Here is an 18,774-nt window from a genome sequence, read left to right on the forward strand (position 1 = left end):
CTCGAAGACTTTTGAAGGGGTACCCCGTGGGGAGCCTATGGTCGAGGCGTTCGCCGTCGCCAGCGGGAAGGGCGGCACCGGGAAGACGACGAGCACGCTGGCGCTCGGGATGGCGCTCGCAGAGCGGTACGACGTGACGGTGATCGACGCCGACACCGGGATGGCGAACCTCCTCTTTCACGCCGGCCTCGACGACGCCGACGTCACGCTCCACGACCTCCTGGTCGCCGAGCGCGACGTCCCGGTCTCCGAGGCCGTCTACGAGCGCTTCGGGATGTCGGTCGTCCCCTGCGGGACGAGCCTCGCGGACTTCGAGTCGGCCGACCCGGGTCGGCTCCGGGACGTCGTCGCCGAACTCGCCGCCGACGCCGACGTGCTCCTCCTGGACTCGCCCGCGGCGCTGGGCTCGAAGAGCGCCGTCCTGCCGATCGTCCTCGCCGATCGGGTCGTCGTCGTCCTCCAGCCGACGGTCCCCTCGCTGTCGGACGGGCTCAAGGTCCAGGAGTACGCCCGCTCGTACGGCACCGAGACCGCGGGCGTGCTGTTCAACCGCGTCCGCCCCGACGAGGACGTCGAGACGATCGCCGACCAGGCGAGCCGGTACTTCGGCGGGACGGCACTCGCGAGCGTGCCCGAGAGCGACGCGGTGCGCGCGGCCCGCCGGGCGGGCGAACCCTTGCTCGCACACGCGCCGGAGGACCCAGCCGCCGACGCGTTCCACGAGGCGGCCGCGGCGCTCGACGTCCGCGCGGGCGACGCCGACGGCGTCGCGGACCGCTTCCGGAGCGCGGTCGTGCCCGACCGAGTGTAAGATGCTCGCCGACGGCCACATCCCCGAGGGCGAACTCCGCCGCTCCCGGACCGACGCCGACGTCGGGGCGACCCTCGCGGACGTCCTCGATCGGGAACTCACCGGCTACGTCGTCTTCGAGCCGCAGGGCTCGATCCTCTTCGGCGACGGCGAGCGCGCGGTGCTCACCTTCGAGTCGGGCGTTCCCGTCCTGGCGTACCACCCCGCGAGCGACGCCGGCGGCCCCGACGCGCTGGCGGCACTCACCGGCGACCTCTTTCACGCCGAACTGTACGAACTCCCCGCCGAGTCGCTGTCGGCGGCCCACCGCGTCGAGGAGCTCCGCGTCCCGCCCGCCGCGCCAGCCCGGGAGCTCGCCGGCGACGACGCGCTCGCGGAGCGGACGCGGGCCGCCGCGCCCGACGACCGGCTGGACGCCGACCGGGGGAGCGCCGTCGAGGCGTTCCTGGCCGACGCCGACCGGATCGAGGCCATCCGGGAGGAGGCCCGCGCGGAGGCCCGCTCCCGCGCCGACGAGTGGGGGCTGGCCGACCAGCTCGACGACGAGCGCTCGCGGGACTGACGCCTCGGGAACCGACGGTATAAACCGCTCGCCCGCCTACCGCGACCGTGAGCGTCCTCTCGCTACTCCGCGCGCGGACTCCCGCGGACTTCGCCGATTGGTTCCGCCCCGGCGGTGACTACCTCCTCCGCGTCGCCGACGGAATGGGGTTCCACACCGGCGACCTCGCCGGCTTCCTCGACGAGGCCGAGACCGCGATGCGGGCGGGCCGGACCGGCGCCGACGTCGCCCCCGCGGTCAATCGGCTCGTCGCGGCCGACCTGTACGCCGACGCCGCCTTCGGGCTCCCGTTCCTGGAGTGGACGCCCGCGTGGTACGAGCTCCCGCTGACCGCGCCGGTCGCGTACGCCGACTGGCGGCTCAGGCGCGTCGCCGACCAGTACGCGCGCACGATCGATCACGTGTCGGTCCCGCGGTTCAGCCGCCCGAAGGACGTCGTCGCCCGCGGCGCGCCCGCGATCGAGTCGGTCTCGGGCTTCGCCGATCGGTTCGCTTTCGCCGATGCCGTCCTCCACCTGGAGTGGTTCGACTACGTCGCCGGCGAGTGCGGGATCGGGGTCCCGCCCGAACTGATCGCCGAGACCAGAGCCCAGACCGTCGGCTACTACGTCGGCGACCTCGCGCTCGACGACCTGGACCCGACGGTCCGCCGCTTCCAGTACCTGCTCTTCACCGACGACGAGTGGGTCCGGGCGATCGACGAGCGGTACGGCCTCGACAGTTCCCTGCTCTCCCTGTGGGCGCGGATCTGTCGCCGCGAGCGCGAACGGTTCGGCAACTGATAGTGAGTACTCTCACTGTGTATCGCCGAACGCCGTCACCAGGGGTGCGTTCGGCGGTACGAGACGAGAGTACTCACTATGAGGCCGTCGAAATCGCCGGTCGAGCCGCAGGCGACCTGACGATCAGGTGAACCACCGGCTCGCGAGGTAGTAGCGGAGCACCTCCTCGGTCCCGTCGATGAACGGGCCGAGGTCGACCGTGTCGGCCTCGCGATCGAGCGCGACGAGCCGGCGGTACTTGTCGTTCCACGTCGAGAGGAGCGCCGACTCGACGTCGTGGTCGTTGATGCGCGAGATCACGCGGTCGGCGGCCGCTGGATCCGGGTCCTCGGGGTCCGGGAGGTCACCGACGTCGACGATGCCGCGTTCGAGCGCCGACACGACCACGCCGGAACTGACGTCGCCCTCGCGGACCTCTCGCTCCCAGGTGCTGAGCCAGTTGCCGATCCGCGCCATCTCCTGGGCGATCTCGACCGCGTCCCGCAGGACCGGCAGGTCCTCCTGCTGGCTCGCGGGCGCGTACATCAGGTCGATGTCGAGGAAGCTGTGCATCCCCATATTGTGGGACTCGTACCGTTCGAGGTCCTCGACGGACGCCAGCTCCGGGTGTTCGATGACGAGCATACTGTACTCGATCGACGTGACGATCTGGCTCACGTCGAACCGGAACAGCGGCGCGTAGCGGTCGAACTCCGGGCTCCGTTCGAGCCGATCGAGCAGCGTGTCCCACACCCGGACGGCGAAGGCCGCGTACGGTTCGTCGATGGCGGTCCCGTCCGACGCTCCCCCGTCGGTCCGCCCCGGGCCGTGACCGAACGCGGTCCCGTCCGACCAGCCCTTGAGCCGAACGAGGCTGGTGATGGCGTCGAACGTCTCGTAGTCGCGCCGCTTCTCGATGAGGTCGTCCAACAGCGTCACGAAGATCACGAGCATCGTGTTGTTTATCGCGACCGTGTCGCGGTCGGACTCGTCGACGAACGGCATCACGTTCTTCGGCGCCAGGTGGTGGATCCACTTCCACAGAAAGGTCGACCGGTCCCCGTCGAGGCGCCCGTACTCGGCGACGAGTTCCTGGATCTCCGGCGGCAGATCGTGCTCGTAGACGGACTCCAACAGCGCGACGGCGCGGTCCCCGTCGACCGAGCGGACCACGCTCGCGGCGGGTTCTCTGAGGGCCACTTTCGGAGTGACTTGCCTCTTCCTACCTAAGCGGTATGGTACCGACAACCGACTCCGGCCGCCGGCGCACCCGCGGGCGCGCTATCGATCCGAACACTCCATTGACAGGATATTACCACTTTTCGAAACGTATGTATTATTAATTAAGTACCAACGCCCTATCTGACACCTCTGAGGCGCTATACTGTACGAAACAGATATACCGGCCCTCGATGGGGGTATTCGATGATTGCTAACATAAAAATTTATTATATGCGTCGTAAAAAATCGTATGCGTATGTCTCTCAACGGTGACGATCAGAAATCGCGGACCAGACGGACGTTCATTCGGGCGTCCGGCGTCGCGGCGCTCGCCGGACTCGCCGGATGTAGTGGCGGTGGCGGCGGAGACGGTGGCGGCGACGGCGGCGGTGACGGCGGCGGAAGCACCACCACCGAGGGCAGCGGCGGAGGCGGCGGCTCCAGCGGCCCCGTCGAGGTGCTCCACGGCTGGACCGGCGGCGACGGCGCCCGGGCGGCCGAGGCGCTGACCGCGGCCTTCGAGGAGGCCCACCCCGACGTCGGCCTCGACATGAATCCCATCGGCGGCGGCGGGAACCAGAACCTCGACGCGGTCGTCGCCAACCGACTCCAGAGCAACGACCCGCCGGGATCCTTCGCCAACTGGCCCGGCCCGAACCTCCTCCGCTACGAGGGCGTCCTCGGCAGCGTCGACGACGTCTGGGAGGAGAACAACTTCGAGGAGGTGATGGTCGACGAGGCCGTCGAACTCCACCAGCAGAACGGCACCTTCCGGGCCGTCCCGCTCGGCTCCCACCGACTGAACTGCCTGTTCTACAACGTCTCGGTCGTCGAGGACGCCGGCATCGACGTCGGCTCGCTCAACAGCGTCTCGGCGCTGATCGACGCCTTCGAGACGGTCCAAAACGAGACGGACGCGGTCCCGATGACCCACGCGATGTCCGGCACGTGGACGACGACGCAGCTGTGGGCCGCCGTGATGCTCGGCGTGAACGGCTATCAGTCCTATATGGACTTCATCGAGGGCAACGGCTCCGAGAGCGACGTCCGCGCGGCCTTCGAGTCGACCGCGGAGATGCTGGAGAACTACATCTCCGACGACGCGGCCTCGCTGAACCTCACCGCCTCGAACCAGAACATCATCAACGGCAACGCCGCGTTCATCCACCAGGGCAACTGGGCGGCCGGCGCCTACCGCAACACCGAGGACTTCGCCTACGACGAGGACTGGGGCTTCAAGACGTTCCCCGGCACGGAGGGGATGTACACGCTCCACTTCGACTCGTTCCTCTACCCCGCGAACAACCCGACGCCCCAGGCCTCGAAGACCTGGGAGGCGTTCGTCGGCAGTCCGGAGGCCCAGATCGCGTTCAATCAGTACAAGGGCTCGATCCCGACCCGGACCGACGTGAGTATGGACGCGTTCGGTCCGTACCTCCAGGAGACCGCCGAGGACTTCGCCAACGCGGAGTACCGCCCGCCGACGCTCCAGCACGGGCTCGCGGTCCCCTCCGAGACGATGACCCAGCTCAACGAAGTCATCTCCTCGGAGTTCACCGGCCCGTACAACGTCGACGCGGCGACGCAAGGCTTCCTGGACGCGGTCTCGAACTGAACGCAGCCGTATGCTGGATTTTTATCGACGGTTGTACCACGCGCTCAGCCCGTCGTCGCGGGACGGCGGTGACGGCGACGAGGTCCGCCCCGACGGCGGCGTCGTGAGCGACGGCTCCTCCCGGCAGCCGGCCGAGTCCGACCCGGGCCCGCTCGCCCGACTCAGTTCGGCGCTCGACCAGCGCCTGGGGAGCGACTTCCTCGAGTCGTCGGTGTTCTGGCTCCCGCCGTTCCTGCTGATGGCGCTTTTCGTCTACGGCGCCATCATCTGGAACCTCCTCATCTCCCTGACCGACTACCAGGGCTTCGCGAACGCCCCCGACTACTCCGACCTCGACTTCGAGATGTACGCCCGGGCGCTCGCGGACGCCGGCTTCGTCGACGCCGCGATCAACACCTTCGTGCTGCTGATCGCGTTCACCGTCGCGACGCTCCTTGTGGGGCTCGTCCTGGCGATCCTCGTCGACAGGGGGATCCGGTTCGAGAACACGTTCCGGACGATCTACCTCCTGCCGATGAGCCTCTCGTTCGTGGTGACCGCGCAGTTCTGGCTGTGGATGTACAACTACAACAACGGGATCGTCAATCGGGTGATCGGCACCGTCGGCCTCGGCCCGGTGAGCTGGCTCGGGAACCAGGGGATCGTCCTCTGGGCGATCATCTTCGCGCTGATGTGGCAGTTCTCGGGGTACGCGATGGTCGTGTACCTCGCGGGGCTGCGCGCGATCCCGACAGAGCACTACGAGGCGGCCAAGGTCGACGGCGCGTCGACGCTGAAGATGTACTGGCGGGTCATCATCCCCCAACTCAAGGGCGCGACGATCAGCGCGGCGGTCGTGCTGATGGTCTTCGCGATGAAGGCCTTCGACTTCCTCTACTCGCTCGTCGGGGGGTACCGCCCGCCGAACGGATCCGACATCCTCGCGACGAAGATGGTCCGCGAGGCCTACGCGAACCTCAACTGGGCCTACGGGGCGGCCATCGCCATCGTCCTCTTCGGGATGGCGCTGGCGGTCATCGGCCCGTATCTCGTCTACGAGTACCGGAGGGACAACCTATGAGCGACCAGGAACTCAGAGCCGACGGCGGCGCGACGGTAACGGCGCGGCTGCGCCGGAACCTCGACCAGATGACGATCGAAGACGCGGGGCTCTACGCCGTGTTGCTCCTGATGGCGGGGTTCTACCTCGTTCCCATCGAGTCCGGGCTCGTCACCTCGATCAAGACGGGCACGGCCGTCGTCGAGACGGCGCCCTTCGCGCCGCCGGGGCCGCAGGGGTTCACCGTCGAGAAGTGGCAGACGGCCATCGACGCGCTGCTCCGCGGGATGGGCAACAGTCTCCTGTACGCCGTCCCGGCGACGATCATCTCCGCGCTCATCGGCAGCCTGACGGCCTACGGGCTGACGATCCCCGACTGGAAGCAGTCCTACAAGGCGCCGCTGCTCGCGATCATCGTCGCGGGCATCTTCATCCCGTACCAGGCCGTGCTGGTGCCGCTGACCCAGTTCTGGTCGCAGTGGGTCCAGCTCACCCAACACCTCTCGTTCGTCTGGGCGCTCGGCGTCCCCGACGACTACGCCGGCATCATCGAGCTGGTCGTCACCCACGTCGCGTACGGGATCCCGATCTGTACGCTCCTGTTCCGGACGTACTACAAGACGATGAGCGAGGAGATGGTCGAGTCCGCGCGGCTCGATGGGGCCTCGCTCCGCCGGGTCTACCAGCGGATCATCCTCCCGCTCTCGGGGCCGATGTTCGCCGTGGTGCTGATCTATCAGTTCACCCAGATCTGGAACGACCTGCTCTTCACGCTGGTCTTGGTCTCGACGGAGTCGAGCCCGGCCGCGCCCGTCGTGTTGATCCTCGCGGGCCTCGGGACCTCGATGGAGGGCCAGGACTTCGCGCTCCGGATGGCCGGGGCGTTCTTCGCGGCGCTGCCGACGCTTGCGGTCTACATCTTCTTCGGCGACGAGTTCGCCGAGGGGGTGGCAGCGTGACCCCGAGCGCGGGGCGTCGCGGGCAAAGAGCCTTCCCGACGCGAGACGTGGCGTGGCGTGCGAACGACTTCCCTACGACAACTCACAGATATGGCAACGCTTGAACTCGATTCGGTAACGAAGACCTTCCAGGACGGCAGCGACGAGATCGTCGCCGTCGACGACGTGTCGATGTCGATCGACGACGGCGAGTTCGTCGTCGTCGTCGGTCCGTCCGGGTGCGGAAAGTCGACGACGCTCCGGATGATCGCCGGGCTGGAGACGATCTCGTCGGGGACCATCTCGATCGGCGACCGCGTCGTCAACGACGTCAAATCGCAGGACCGCGACATCGCGATGGTGTTCCAGTCCTACGCGCTGTACCCGCACATGAGCGTCCGCGGGAATATGTCGTTCGGCTTAGAGGAGTCGACGGACCTCCCGGACGACGAGATCGAATCGATGGTCACGGAGACGGCCGAGCTGCTCGGCATCTCCAATCTGCTGGACCGGAAGCCGAGCGACCTCTCGGGCGGCCAGCAGCAGCGCGTCGCGCTCGGCCGCGCGATCGTCCGCGACCCCGAGGTGTTCCTGATGGACGAGCCGCTCTCGAACCTCGACGCGAAGCTCCGCGCGCAGATGCGCACCGAGCTCCAGCGGCTCCAGGACGACCTCGACGTCACCACCGTCTACGTGACCCACGACCAGACGGAGGCGATGACGATGGGCGACCGCATCGCGATCCTCGACGGTGGCGAACTCCAGCAGATCAGCACGCCGCTCGAGTGCTACCACGAGCCCGCCAATCAGTTCGTCGCGGGCTTCCTCGGCGAGCCGTCGATGAACTTCTTCGACGTGACGCTCGCGGACGGTCACCTGCGCGGGGACGACTTCGAGTACCCGATCGGGTCCGAGATCCAGTCCGCCGTCGGCGACACGACGGAGCTCGTGCTCGGCATCCGCCCCGAGGCCGTCGAGCTCGTCGAGGACCCGAGCGGCGACCACGACTTCGAGACGGTCGTCGACGTCGTCGAGCCGATGGGCGACGAGAACACCGTCTACCTCCGCTTCGACGCCGACGCCGGCGAGGAGGACGCGACCCTCGTGGCCACGGTCGACGGTTTCACCCGCGTCTCCGCGGGCGACACCGTCGCCGCGCGAATCCCCGAGGACGCGATCCACGTCTTCGACCGCGCCAGCGGCGAGGCGCTCCACAACCGCTCGATCGACGACGACGTCGAGCCGGTCGAACTGAGCTAGGCGGCCTCGCGGTTCCTTTCTCGCTTCGTTTACCCGCTCGAATCCCGTATCTCTCGGCTACGACGACCAGTAGTTCGCCCGGTCGACGCCCTCGGCCACCAGCGCGGCGGCGGCGACGTGGGCGTAGGCGAACACACAGAGCGCGACGAGCGCGGCGGCGCTCCGGGAGGCGGTCGTCGCGACCAGGCTCCACGAGATGACGACGAGCACGGCCGCGCCGACCCACGCGAGAAAGTACGCGCCCGAGGCCGTCCCGGCGAGCGCCTCGCGCCGGAGGCCGGCCCGGAGCCCCTCGCGGACGGCGGCGACGGCCGCCGCCGGCAGGAGGTACGAGCAGACGACGACCACGAGCAGGGCGACCGTCGCCAGCGTCGCGGTCGTCACGCCGCTGATCACGGCCGGGATGGCGCCGGTCGCGGCGACGTAGCCGACGGCGACGACGGCGAGCGCCGGGGGAACGAGGTAGACGACGGCGACGCCGAGCAGCCGACCGGCCACCGTCGCCGTCGCGGGCGACAGCAGTTCGGGAAAGCCTTCGCCCGCGAGGACGCCGCCGACGAGCCCGAGGAACGCGAGGACCGGGACGACGGCGAGCAGGGCCGGAGCCGCGAACGCCCAGTCGGGCCAGAGCGCGCCGGCGACGCGCAACAGCGCGCCGGCGAGCAGCACGGCGACGAGGCAGATCGCGGTGCCGTCCAGCCGCGCGCGGTCCCGAACGGGGTAGCGGAGGGCGTCGACGAACAACTCAGTCACCCCGCGGCGGGGTCGCTGTCGGGGTCAGGCGCCGATCCGCGGACGTTCCGAACACGTCTCGTCGGGTCGGTAGCGCGTCTCAAAACGATGTCGGTCAGGAGTCGGAGCGGGGTCGGAACCGGAGCCGACGCCCACCTACCACCGCTGGTGGACGTGCTCGCGGACGTGCTCGTCGTAGATCTCCCGGACCGTCGCGTGGCGGTCCGCGGAGAGCCGCGGCAGGGCCGCGGCCGCGACGTTGTCGCGGATGTGCTCGGGGCTCGACGACCCCGGAATGACGGTCGTCACGGCGTCGTGATCGAGGATCCACCGGAGCGCGAACTGCGCCATCGACTGGCCCTCGGGGACGATCGACTCCAGCTCGTCGACCGCCTCCAGCCCCCGCTCGAAGGGGATGCCCGCGAACGTCTCGCCGACGTCGAACGCCTCGCCCTCGCGGTTGAAGTTCCGGTGGTCGTTCTCCGGGAATTCCGTGTCCGCCGAGAGCGTCCCGGTCAGGAGCCCCGAGGCCAGCGGCACCCGCACGATGACGCCGACGTTCCGCGCGGCGGCCGCCTCGAAGAACCGCTCCCGGGGGCGCTGTCGGAAGGGATTGAAGATGATCTGGACCGTCTCGACGCCGGGGTACTCGATCGCCTTCAGCGCCTCCTCGACGCGCTCGACGCTCACGCCGTAGTGGTCGATCAGCCCCTCGTCGCGGAAGTCCGCCAGCGCGTCGAACACGGCGGGCTGGTAGTAGACGTCGGTGGGCGGACAGTGGAGTTGGACCAGGTCGAGCGAGTCGACATCGAGGCGCTCCCGGGAGTCGTGGATAAATCCTCGAAGGTTCGCCTCGTTGTATCCCTCCGCGGTGTGGGGATCGAGCCGCCGCCCGGCCTTCGTCGCGACGAACGGGTCCTCGTCGCGCTCGGCCAGCACCTCGCGGATGAGCCGCTCGCTCCGGCCGTCGCCGTACACGTCGGCGGTGTCGAGGAAATCGATGCCCGAATCGAGCGCGGCGTGGATCGCCTCCCGCGCCTTCCCCTCGTCGACGTCGCCCCAGTCGCTGCCCAGTTCCCAGGTGCCGAGACCGATTTCGGTGACGCTCGCGCCCGTCGTTCCGAGTGGTCGCTCGTCCATACCTCCGTCTCGGTCCCAAATTCCCCTAACGCTTCGGGAACCGGCGGCAGCGAGGGGTTCGGCGACCCCGCGATCGCCCGACGGCGACTACTCGACGTCGACGGGGAGGCCCCGCTCGGCGCTCTCGTAGAGCGCGTCGATGACGCGCATGTTCGCGATCGCCTCGTCGCCGCCGGTCCGGGGCTCGTCGCCGCGCTCGACGCACTCGGCGAAGGCGTCGACCTCCGCCCGGTACTGGTCGACCGGCTCGAACTCCTCGCTGCCGCGCTCGCCGTCGATCTCGTACTCCAGGATCGCCGGCGCGTCGGCGTCGACGTTGAACGCCGGCTGGGCCTCGACCCAGCCGTTCTCGGCTTCGACCCGGTACCGCTGGACCTCCGGGGCGTCGAACGAGCCGTCGACGTGCGCCATCGCGTCGCCGTACTCCAGGATGCCCATCAGGTCGGTGTCGACGCCCGACTCGCGGGAGTCGCGCTGGTGGGCGTACACCCGGTCCGGCTCGCCGAGGAAGAGCCGCGCCGCCGAGACCGCATAGCAGCCGACGTCCATCAAGGCGCCGCCGGCGAGGTCGGGATCGAGGCGGACGTCCTCCTCCCAGTCGAGCCGGAACTTGAACGAGGCGTTCACCGAGTGGACGCCCTCCAGTTCCTCCTCGACGAGCTCGGCCGCGCGCTCGGTCCGCGGGTGGTAGCGGTACATGAAGCCCTCCATCAGCGTCACGCCCGCCTCGCGGCAGTGCTCGACGACCTCCTCGGCCTCGTCGGCGTCGGCGGTGAGGGGCTTCTCCGAGAGCACGTCGAGCCCCGCGTCGGCGGCGCGCTTCGTCCACTCGCCGTGGAGGCCGTTCGGGAGGGGGTTGTACACCGCGTCGATCTCCTCGGAGGCGAGGAGGGCCTCGTAGGAGCCGTAGGCGTGCGGGATTCCGAGGTCGTCGGCGACGTCGCGCGCCCGCGACTCGTCCCGGGAGGCGATGGCCGCGACCGTGTGCTCGCTCTTCTGGACTGCGGGGATCAGCGCCGTTCGGGCGATGTCCGCGGTACTGATGATGCCGAATCGCATATCCGTACCTCCCGATCCGTCCGCATAAGTCTCCTGTTGGGCGACGCGGCCTGATTCTGACCGAGACCGGACGCCGCCCGATTCTCGATCGCGATACCTTTCGTGTGAGTTTATATACCACTACGCGGGACTCGAAGCTATGCACGACCGCCTTTCCGCCGCGAGGACCGGATGAGTCCGGGCCGGCAGACGAGGGAGACAGGCACCGAACCGCCAGTCGTACCGGCCCCGGAACCGCCGGACAGCAGCGAGGCGTGGTACGCGGACGACGTCCGCTCGCAGCGGGAAGTCGCGCCGGGCGTCGTCGTCACCGTCCGGGACGCCTCCGCCGGCGTCGGCTTCGCGTATCAGATCAGAGAACCGACGCTGAGCGCGGCCGCGGAGCGGGCGCTCGAAACCGTCCTGGAGTACTTCGCCGGGGTCGAGAGCCGCCGGCCGCTCACCCGGCAGGGCGCGGCCGAGCGGGCGGCCCGGGGGCTCCCGCCGAAGTACCGGCGCGTCATCGACCGGCTCGTCGACGTCTCGCCCGCGGCGCGCCGCCGCATCGACTACTACGCGATGTGCGAACTCCGACTCCTCGGGTCGCTCACGCCCATCGCGCTCGACGACCGGGTCGACGTGGTCGACCTCGAAGGCGGGACCGACGGCGCGCTCGTCGTCCACACCGAGAACTACGCGCCCGCGGTCACCGGCTTTCGCGCCGACGCCGACTTCGCCAGTTCGGTCGCGGGCGAGCGGCTCCGGCGCTATACGGTCCCCTTCGCCGGCTTCGACGTCGAGGTCGTCGTCCACCGCGACCGGCTGCTCGGCGACGACCGCTTCGAGGCCAAGTACGCGGTCCTCGAACCGGATCTGCTCCCCGGCGACGAGGCGCTCATCGCCGAGTGCAAAGAGCGGATCTGGGAGGCGAACGTCGAGGAGGTCGTCGAGGATCGGACGGCGTTCATCCGCGAGCGCGCCCGGCGGTTCCTCTCCCGACGGCTCACCGCCCGCAACACCCGCGCGTGGCTCGCGGCGACGCGCTACCGCGCCCGGAGCGCGCTCTCGGCGTACGGCCTCGGCGTCCCGCCGGTCGATCGCCGATACGCCCAGGACCGCCTCGACGACCTCGTCTACTACGTCCTCCGGGATTACGTCGGCGAGGGCGTCCTCACAGTCCCGATCCGGGATCCCAATCTGGAGGACGTCGAGGCCAACCGCGTCGGTGAGCGAGTGAAGGTGGTCCCCCGCGCCGACGTCGTCCGCGCGGGCGAGCGCGTCCCGACGAACCTCGCCTTCGAGACCGAGACCGCGTTCGTGAACGTCGTCACCCAACTGGCCGCCGCCGACGGCGTCGAACTCAGCGCGAGCCAGCCCTCCGCGAAGGTGAACCTCCGGCCCGCGGGCGTCGCGCCCGACGCCTCCGGTCACGGCGAGACGATCCGATGCGCCGTGGCGTTGCCGGTCATCTCCGAGGACGGCCCGCACGTCTCGATCCGCAAGCAGTCCGCCTCGCCGCTGACGCCGATCGACCTCGTCGGCTTCGGGTCGATTCCTACTGAACTGGTGACGTTGCTGTGGCTCTGCTACGAGCACCACCGCGTCGTCCTCTTTTCGGGCCCGACCGGTGCGGGAAAGACGACGCTGATGAACGCCCATATGCCGTTCATCCCCTACGACCACCGGCCGATCAGCATCGACGAGGGCTCCCGCGAGGTGTATCTCCCCCACGAGACCGGCGTGTCGCTGACGACGCGCGAGCACGAGAACGCCTACAAGCGCGTCTCGATGGCGGACCTGATGACCGAGGCCAATTATTTGAATCCCGACGTCGAGGTGATCGCCGAGGTCAACACGCCCGAGTCATTCGAGACTTTCGCCGAAGTGCTGAACACGGGCCACGGCGTCGTCGGCACCACCCACGCCGAGGACGTCGAGACGCTCGTGAACCGCGTGGTCGAACAGGGGCTCCCCGTGTACCTCCTGCGCGAACTCGACCTGGTCGTCTTCCCCCGCCGCGTCGACGGCGAGCGGTACGTCGGCTCGGTCGTCGAACTCCTCTCGGAAACGGACTACGAGGCGCTCCCCGCGTCGGCCCGGACCGGGATCGTCGAGAAGGACGGCGCGACGCTCTACTACAACACGCTGCTGTGGCGCGAGACCGACGGCTCGTTCGCGATGGCGTACGACCACCCAACGCTCGGCGGCGACGGCGCCGCCACGGACGGCGCGGCCCACCGGCTCGCGCTCCGGGTCTTCGACCGGATCGCCGCCGCGACCGACCGGGAGGTGGAAGCCATCGAACGGGAGTTCCGGCGCAAGCAGGGATACGTCGAGTATCTGGTCCAGGAGGAGGTGACAGACGTCGACAGCCTGTTCGGGTTCCTCTCGGACCTCCGGACCGACGAGGCGGCCACGGTCGAGCGGGTCCGCCGGCAACGCGCACACCAGTCGGCGGCCGCTGAGGGGACCGGCGGCTCCTCCCCTGCCGACGCGTCGCGGCCGGACGGATCGGCGTCGGGCGGCGAGACGCGACCGGGCGGCGCGTCCCCGGATCGCACCGACGGTCGGCGAGGACGGGGCCGGTGACCGAACGCGCCTCGACGTCGGTCGACGCGACGGATCCCGGACTCGGCGAGGCCCGCCGATCCTTCGGCCCCTTCGACCGCGCGGCGTACGCGCTGTTCGCGAGCCGCGCGGACGCCCGCCGCCACGAGCGCGACCGCCGCGCGTACCGCGGCACCACGCTGACGGTCACGTTCGACCTCTACCTCGCGCGGGTCTACGCGCTCTCGTGGCTCGTCGGCGCCGCGCTCGCGTTCGCCGTCGCCGCGGCGGTGCTGTCGCTGCCGCCTGCCGCACTCGACTCGGTCGCGGCCGGCGTCCTCGACGGCGTGGCCCGCGTCGGCGACGGCGGACTGGCCGGTGCCCTTCCCGACGCGGTCGCCATCACGACGCGGACTCCGGCGGTTCTCGCCGGCGCGCTCGGCCTCGCTGTCGCGCTCGGCGTCCACTGGGGCGTCGTCTACGCCGGGGGGCGCTACCTCCGGTGGCTCGCCGCCGCTCGGCGCGCGAACATCGGTCGGACGCTCCCGAGCGCGGTCCGGTACCTGAACGTCCTCGCCTCGGGGAGCGACGGCCGACGGGCGATGCTCGCGCGCGTCGCCGACACCGACGCCTACGGCGAAACCGCGGTCGCGCTCCGGAAGGCGCTCAACACCGCCGCGATGACCGGGAACGTCGACGAGGGGCTCCGCCGGGTCGCCCGCGACACCCCCGCCCAGGACTCCCTCGCGCCGTTCCTCCTGAAGTTCCGCGAACACGCCGAACAGGGGCCCGACGCGCTCTCGGAGTACCTGGCGATGGAGAGCCGGATGCTCCGCCACCAGCAGGACCGCGACCGCAGCCGCGCGCAGGGCTTCCTCGAACTGCTGGCAGAACTCTTCGTCGTTCTCCTGGTCCTCCCGGCGCTGCTCGTGATCGTCCTGACGGTGATGAGCGTCGTCTCGCCGTCGCTGTCGTCCGCGGTCGGAACGCCGCTCGGCCCCGTCACGGTCCGTGCGCTGGCGGTCTACGGGAGCGCGGCGTTCATCGTCCTTGTCGGCCTCGGGACCGCCGGCCTCGTCGCGCGACTCCGCCCGCCGGACCAGCAGGTCGACTACGACCAGCCGGCGACGACGCTCGGCGTCCTCCGGACCGCGACGATGAACCCCGCGAGCGCCGTCGTCGCGTTCGCGCCGCTCGGCGTCGCGGCCTGCGTCGCGTCGCTCCTCCTCGGCGTCGACGCCGTCGTCTCGCTGCTCGTGGGCTACGTTGGCTTCGCGATCCCGGTCGGCCTCGTCGCCGTCCGCCGCTCCCGGCTCGACGACGGCAAGGACCACGAACTGAAGGACTTCGTCCACGCGATCTCCGGCCACGTCAACCTCGGCCGGCCTTTCCCCGAGGCGGTCGAACACGTCGCCCGCGACGTCGACCTCGGGCCGCTGAACCGCGACGTCGCCGACCTCTCGCTCAATCTCCACCTCACGACGCCGACCGACCGGACCGAGACCGACCTCCGGACCGCCGCTCTGGACCGCTTCGTCGACCGCGTCGGCACGCCGATGGCCGAGCAGACGGTCGGGCTCGTGATCGGCGCGCTCGACGCCGGCAGCGACACGGGCGTCGTCTTCGAGACGCTCCAGGGCGAGGTCGGCCGGCTGTACCACGAGAAGCGCGCGCTCCGCTCGGCGATGCTCGTCTACGTCGCCGTCGGCTGGACGACGGCGCTGCTCGTGATCGGGATCAGCGTCGCCACGAGCGCGACCGTCTTCGCGGGCTTCGACCGGCTGGCCTCGATGTCGTCGCTCTCGGGCGTCGCGGTCGACCCCGCCGGCGTCGACCTCGCGCGAGACCAGTACCGCGTGTACGTGGCGACGCAGGCGACGATGCTCGCCTCGGGGTGGTTCGCGGGCGTCGCTAGCCGCGGGCGGTACGAGGCGCTCCTCCACTCGGGCTGTCTGGTCGCGGTCTGTCACCTGGTCTTCGCGGGAGCGGGGTTGGTGTGACGGACCTCGTCCGGCGGGGGCCCGACCCCGACCCCGACCGGGCCCAGACGGCCGTCGTCGGCGTCGCGATCCTCCTCGGGCTCACCGTCCTCGCCGTCGCCGGCCTGTCGGCAACCGCGGGCTCGATCGTCGAGGACGGCGCCGCGTCGGCGACGGCGACCCGGGTCGCGGACGATCTCGAAACCGCGCTCGGGCCGGCGTCCGGCGCGCGGACGACGACGCTCGCGCTCGATTCCGGGTCCGTGCGCGTCGTGAACCGCTCGGTGTGGGTCCTCGGCGAAGACGGAGTCGTCTGGGCCGGCCACGCCGGGGCGATCGTCTACGCCGACGGCGGCCACCGCGTCACGGGCTTCGCCGGCGCTGTCGTCCACCGCGACGACCGCGGGCGCCGCCTCCTCGCGCCGAGTCGGCTCGCGCCCGCGGACGACGCGCTGTACCTCGGCGTCCCGGTGTTGAACGCCAGCGGCGCCGACGGCGTCGCCACCGGCGGCCACGGGCTCGACGTCGCGCTCCGGACCGACGCGCGGGCCCGCCGGATCGACCTGCCGCCCGGGCGCTACCGCGTCGGCTTCGAGACCGAGACCCCGGCCGCGTGGGAGCGCCACCTCCGCGAGCGCGGGGCGACGACGACTCGCCGCGACGTCGACGGCGACGGCGTCTCGAGCGTCGTCGCCGCGTTCGACGGGCCGCGGCGGGTCCACCTGATCGTCCACGACGTCCGGCTCCGGGTGGCGGTGGGCCGATGAGCCGGCGGGCTTGCGGACCGGGAGCGCGGTCGACGACACCAGCGCAGTGCCGCGGTTCCGGACGCGACCGCGGGCTCTCGCCGGTCGTCGGCAAGACGCTCGAACTTGGGGTCGGCGTGCTGTTCGTCGCGCTCCTGACGGCGACGTTCTTCGGCGGGCTCGTCCCGGAGTACCGCACCGCCGTCGGTGCCGAACTGGGCGAGCGGGCGACCGTGGCGGCCGCCGAGCGGGTCGAGGCTGCCGTTCCCGGGGACCGCCCGGTCGGCGTCGACCGCCGCGTGACCGTTCGACTCCCGCCGACGATCCGAGGCGACCCGTACCGAATCGTCGCCGTCGCCGCGGACGGCGGGCCCGCGCTCCGGCTCGTCCATCCCGACCCCGCGATCGGCGGGCGCGTCCGGCTCGCCGTTCGGGCCGACGCGTCGGTCTCCGGGTCGTGGACCAGCACGTCGCCCTCCCGGGTTCTGGTCTCGACGACCGACCGTGCGGAGGGGACGGTCTCGGTACGTCTCGTCGACGCCGAGGCGGACCGATCGGGGGACGCGCCGTGACGGACCGCGCGCAGGCGAACCTGATCGGTTTCGCCGTGGCGGTGATCGTCGTCGTGACGGTCACCGTCGGCGGCGCGGGGCTCGCGACCGACGCCCTCGCCGACGCCGAGCGCGAGCCGGCCGCCATCCACGCCGCGGAGCGCCTGGCCGACTCCCTCGTCGCCGGCGACAGCGCGCACGCTCGGGGTCCGAACGTCCTCGACGCGGCGGCCACCGCGAATCTCACGCTCGTCGACGTCGACGCCGCGGCTCCGCCCGTGCGCGGCCGCCCGGTTCGGATCTCGCTCGGCGACGACGTGCTCCTGGCCCGAGGCGCGTTCGGGGATCGGCACTCCGCTGGCGACGAGCCGGTACGGATCGCCCGTCGCGTCCGGGTCGAACGCGACGCGGCCCGCACCGAGCGGCTCGACCTCCGGACCGAGCGATCGGTCACGCTCGACGACCACGGCGGAAACGCCGCGGTGACGATCGACCCGGCTCCGGGCCAGTCCGTCACGACGGTCCGCGCCGGCGGGCGCGTCGTCCTCCACGACCGGTCCGGACTCGACGGCGAATACGCGGTCCGGCTTCCGTCGACGCGGCCGCTCGCGGTTCGGTTCGAGGTCCGCGGCTCCGGCCTCGGGAGGGCGGGCACGGCGACCGTCGCCTGGGCGGCGCCGACCGGCCGGGACGAACGGCTGGTGGTGGTCGTCGGTGTCTGAGTCCGCCGATCGCGGACAGCTCGCGACGTCGCTCGTCGAGGCCGTGGTCGGCGCGCTGCTGGTGCTGGCGGTCGTCGCCGGGTTCCTCTGGGCTCCCGTCGACGACGGCCGGGCCGACGCCGAGCCGGACCGCCTCGCGGCCGACGCGCTGGCCGTGCTGCACGCCGAGGCGCCCGCGGGCTCGGGTCGCAGTCGGCTGACGGCGGCCTGCCGGTCGCCGGCGTCGTTCGCGACCGAGCGCGCCCCCCTGCGGGCGCGTCTGGAAGCGGTGCTTCCTCCCGGGGCGTTCGGACGCGTCGCGACGCCGCACGGATCGGTCGGACCGCCGGCCCCGACTACCGTCGTCCAGTCCGGCCGGGCGAGGCTCGACGTCGGGCCGTGTGCGGTCACCCTTCGGGTGTGGTTCCCGTGATGCGTTCGCCACTCCGCGGGCGCGCCGACGACCGCGGCCAGATCGTCCTCGTCTCGGCGGCGGTCGTCGCGGTCGCGCTCCTCGCGATGACGGTCGCGTACGCGCAGTTGGGCTACGACGGCGACCGAGACGCGGCGGCCGACGTCGAAGTGGCGTCGCTCGGGGAGATCGATCGCAGCCTCGCGGGCTCCGTTCGGACGGCCGCGACTGCGGTGACTGCGCGAAACGACGCCGCCGACCGCTGGCGGGACCGCCGCGTCGTCGCCGCGGAGATCAGCGCGGCAGTCGAGTCCGACGTCGCTCGGCTCGAACGGGCGCACGCGTCCGAGAGCCGGTCGCTGACGGTGACGTTCGACGACGCGGCGGCGGCTCGCTGGGCCCGCGAGGAGTGTCCCGGTGGTCGCGGACGCGACTTCGGCCCCTGCCGAGCGATCGGGGGCATCGTCGTCCAGGAGCGCGCCGGGACGGCGACGCCCGTCGCGGCCGCGTTCCACGTCCGAGTCGTCTCTCCGGTCGAGTCGACGCACGCGACACTCCTGGTCCGGGTATGAGGCCAATCCCGGCAATGTATCCCGACAACATAGTTAGAAAGATGACATTAATCGCTCTTACGGCCGCCGGATCCGGCGATGTCGACCGATATTCGGACTCCTCATCGGACTGGTGGTTTGATGTATGATGATCACCTCGGAACGAGACG

Annotated in this window: 18 protein-coding genes; 14 read left to right on the top strand and 4 right to left on the bottom strand. The window is 70.8% G+C overall.

From position 1 onward, the window contains the following. Positions 1-37: 37 nt before the first annotated feature. Genes OS889_RS04670 through OS889_RS04680 form a run of 3 tightly spaced genes read left to right on the top strand, consistent with a single transcriptional unit; the run spans position 38 to position 2,155 of the window. Positions 38-811 (top strand): nucleotide-binding protein, encoded by a 774-nt coding sequence (locus tag OS889_RS04670; protein ID WP_372387735.1) that lies wholly within the window; start codon positions 38-40, stop codon positions 809-811. 1 nt (position 812) lies between these two features. Then, positions 813-1,373: a DUF8054 family protein gene (locus OS889_RS04675; protein ID WP_372387737.1), complete on the top strand. Its 561-nt coding sequence runs from the start codon at positions 813-815 to the stop codon at positions 1,371-1,373. A gap of 47 nt (positions 1,374-1,420) precedes the next feature. After that, a complete protein-coding gene (locus tag OS889_RS04680; RefSeq protein WP_372387740.1) occupies positions 1,421-2,155 on the top strand; it encodes a DUF8116 family protein in 735 nt (244 codons plus the stop codon). A 123-nt stretch (positions 2,156-2,278) separates the two neighbouring features. Here the strand turns inward: OS889_RS04680 and OS889_RS04685 are convergent, their stop codons facing one another. Next, on the bottom strand, positions 2,279-3,334 hold the full coding sequence (locus OS889_RS04685) for a hypothetical protein (RefSeq protein ID WP_372387741.1): 1,056 nt from the start codon (positions 3,332-3,334) through the stop codon (positions 2,279-2,281). 478 nt (positions 3,335-3,812) lie between these two features. Between OS889_RS04685 and OS889_RS04690 the strand changes: the two genes are divergently transcribed. From OS889_RS04690 to OS889_RS04705, 4 genes are all read left to right on the top strand, one after another. Then, positions 3,813-4,970: an ABC transporter substrate-binding protein gene (locus tag OS889_RS04690; protein ID WP_372391541.1), complete on the top strand. Its 1,158-nt coding sequence runs from the start codon at positions 3,813-3,815 to the stop codon at positions 4,968-4,970. 10 nt (positions 4,971-4,980) lie between these two features. Next, positions 4,981-6,030, top strand: a complete 1,050-nt coding sequence (locus tag OS889_RS04695) for a carbohydrate ABC transporter permease (protein ID WP_372387743.1) — start codon at positions 4,981-4,983, stop codon at positions 6,028-6,030. Then, positions 6,027-6,968, top strand: coding sequence for a carbohydrate ABC transporter permease (locus tag OS889_RS04700; RefSeq protein WP_372387745.1), 942 nt, complete (start codon positions 6,027-6,029; stop codon positions 6,966-6,968). The genes OS889_RS04695 and OS889_RS04700 overlap by 4 nt, the downstream gene beginning before the upstream one ends. A 90-nt stretch (positions 6,969-7,058) precedes the next feature. Continuing rightward, complete coding sequence (locus tag OS889_RS04705) at positions 7,059-8,207, top strand: ABC transporter ATP-binding protein (protein WP_372387748.1); 1,149 nt, start codon at positions 7,059-7,061, stop codon at positions 8,205-8,207. Between the two features lie 57 nt (positions 8,208-8,264). On the opposite strand, the gene OS889_RS04710 is transcribed toward OS889_RS04705, so the two are convergent. From OS889_RS04710 to OS889_RS04720, 3 genes are all read right to left on the bottom strand, one after another. Beyond that, positions 8,265-8,960: a hypothetical protein gene (locus OS889_RS04710; protein WP_372387750.1), complete on the bottom strand. Its 696-nt coding sequence runs from the start codon at positions 8,958-8,960 to the stop codon at positions 8,265-8,267. A 135-nt stretch (positions 8,961-9,095) separates the two neighbouring features. After that, positions 9,096-10,079, bottom strand: a complete 984-nt coding sequence (locus OS889_RS04715) for an aldo/keto reductase (protein WP_372387752.1) — start codon at positions 10,077-10,079, stop codon at positions 9,096-9,098. 87 nt (positions 10,080-10,166) lie between these two features. Beyond that, positions 10,167-11,138, bottom strand: coding sequence for a Gfo/Idh/MocA family protein (locus OS889_RS04720; RefSeq protein ID WP_372387753.1), 972 nt, complete (start codon positions 11,136-11,138; stop codon positions 10,167-10,169). Positions 11,139-11,309: 171 nt separating this feature from the next. Here OS889_RS04720 and OS889_RS04725 point away from each other — a divergent pair, with 171 nt between their 5' ends. The 7 genes from OS889_RS04725 to OS889_RS04755 are packed head-to-tail and all read left to right on the top strand — an operon-like array spanning position 11,310 to position 18,625. Continuing rightward, positions 11,310-13,706 (top strand): type II/IV secretion system ATPase subunit, encoded by a 2,397-nt coding sequence (locus OS889_RS04725; protein WP_372387755.1) that lies wholly within the window; start codon positions 11,310-11,312, stop codon positions 13,704-13,706. Further along, positions 13,703-15,664 carry a type II secretion system F family protein gene (locus OS889_RS04730; protein ID WP_372387757.1) on the top strand — a complete coding sequence of 654 codons (1,962 nt, stop codon included), beginning with the start codon at positions 13,703-13,705 and terminating at the stop codon, positions 15,662-15,664. The genes OS889_RS04725 and OS889_RS04730 overlap by 4 nt, the downstream gene beginning before the upstream one ends. After that, positions 15,661-16,410 carry a DUF7289 family protein gene (locus OS889_RS04735; protein ID WP_372387758.1) on the top strand — a complete coding sequence of 250 codons (750 nt, stop codon included), beginning with the start codon at positions 15,661-15,663 and terminating at the stop codon, positions 16,408-16,410. Before OS889_RS04730 ends, OS889_RS04735 begins: the two co-directional genes overlap by 4 nt. Then, positions 16,407-16,961, top strand: a complete 555-nt coding sequence (locus tag OS889_RS04740) for a DUF7266 family protein (protein WP_372387760.1) — start codon at positions 16,407-16,409, stop codon at positions 16,959-16,961. The genes OS889_RS04735 and OS889_RS04740 overlap by 4 nt, the downstream gene beginning before the upstream one ends. Further along, positions 16,958-17,662 (top strand): DUF7263 family protein, encoded by a 705-nt coding sequence (locus tag OS889_RS04745; protein ID WP_372387767.1) that lies wholly within the window; start codon positions 16,958-16,960, stop codon positions 17,660-17,662. The genes OS889_RS04740 and OS889_RS04745 overlap by 4 nt, the downstream gene beginning before the upstream one ends. After that, on the top strand, positions 17,655-18,074 hold the full coding sequence (locus OS889_RS04750; RefSeq protein ID WP_372387768.1) for a DUF7262 family protein: 420 nt from the start codon (positions 17,655-17,657) through the stop codon (positions 18,072-18,074). The genes OS889_RS04745 and OS889_RS04750 overlap by 8 nt, the downstream gene beginning before the upstream one ends. Next, complete coding sequence (locus OS889_RS04755; protein ID WP_372387769.1) at positions 18,074-18,625, top strand: DUF7261 family protein; 552 nt, start codon at positions 18,074-18,076, stop codon at positions 18,623-18,625. Before OS889_RS04750 ends, OS889_RS04755 begins: the two co-directional genes overlap by 1 nt. The last annotated feature ends 149 nt before the right edge of the window (positions 18,626-18,774 follow it).

The organism is Halobellus sp. MBLA0158, assembly GCF_041477585.1.
Taxonomy (GTDB): Archaea; Halobacteriota; Halobacteria; order Halobacteriales; family Haloferacaceae; genus Haloquadratum; species Haloquadratum rubicundus.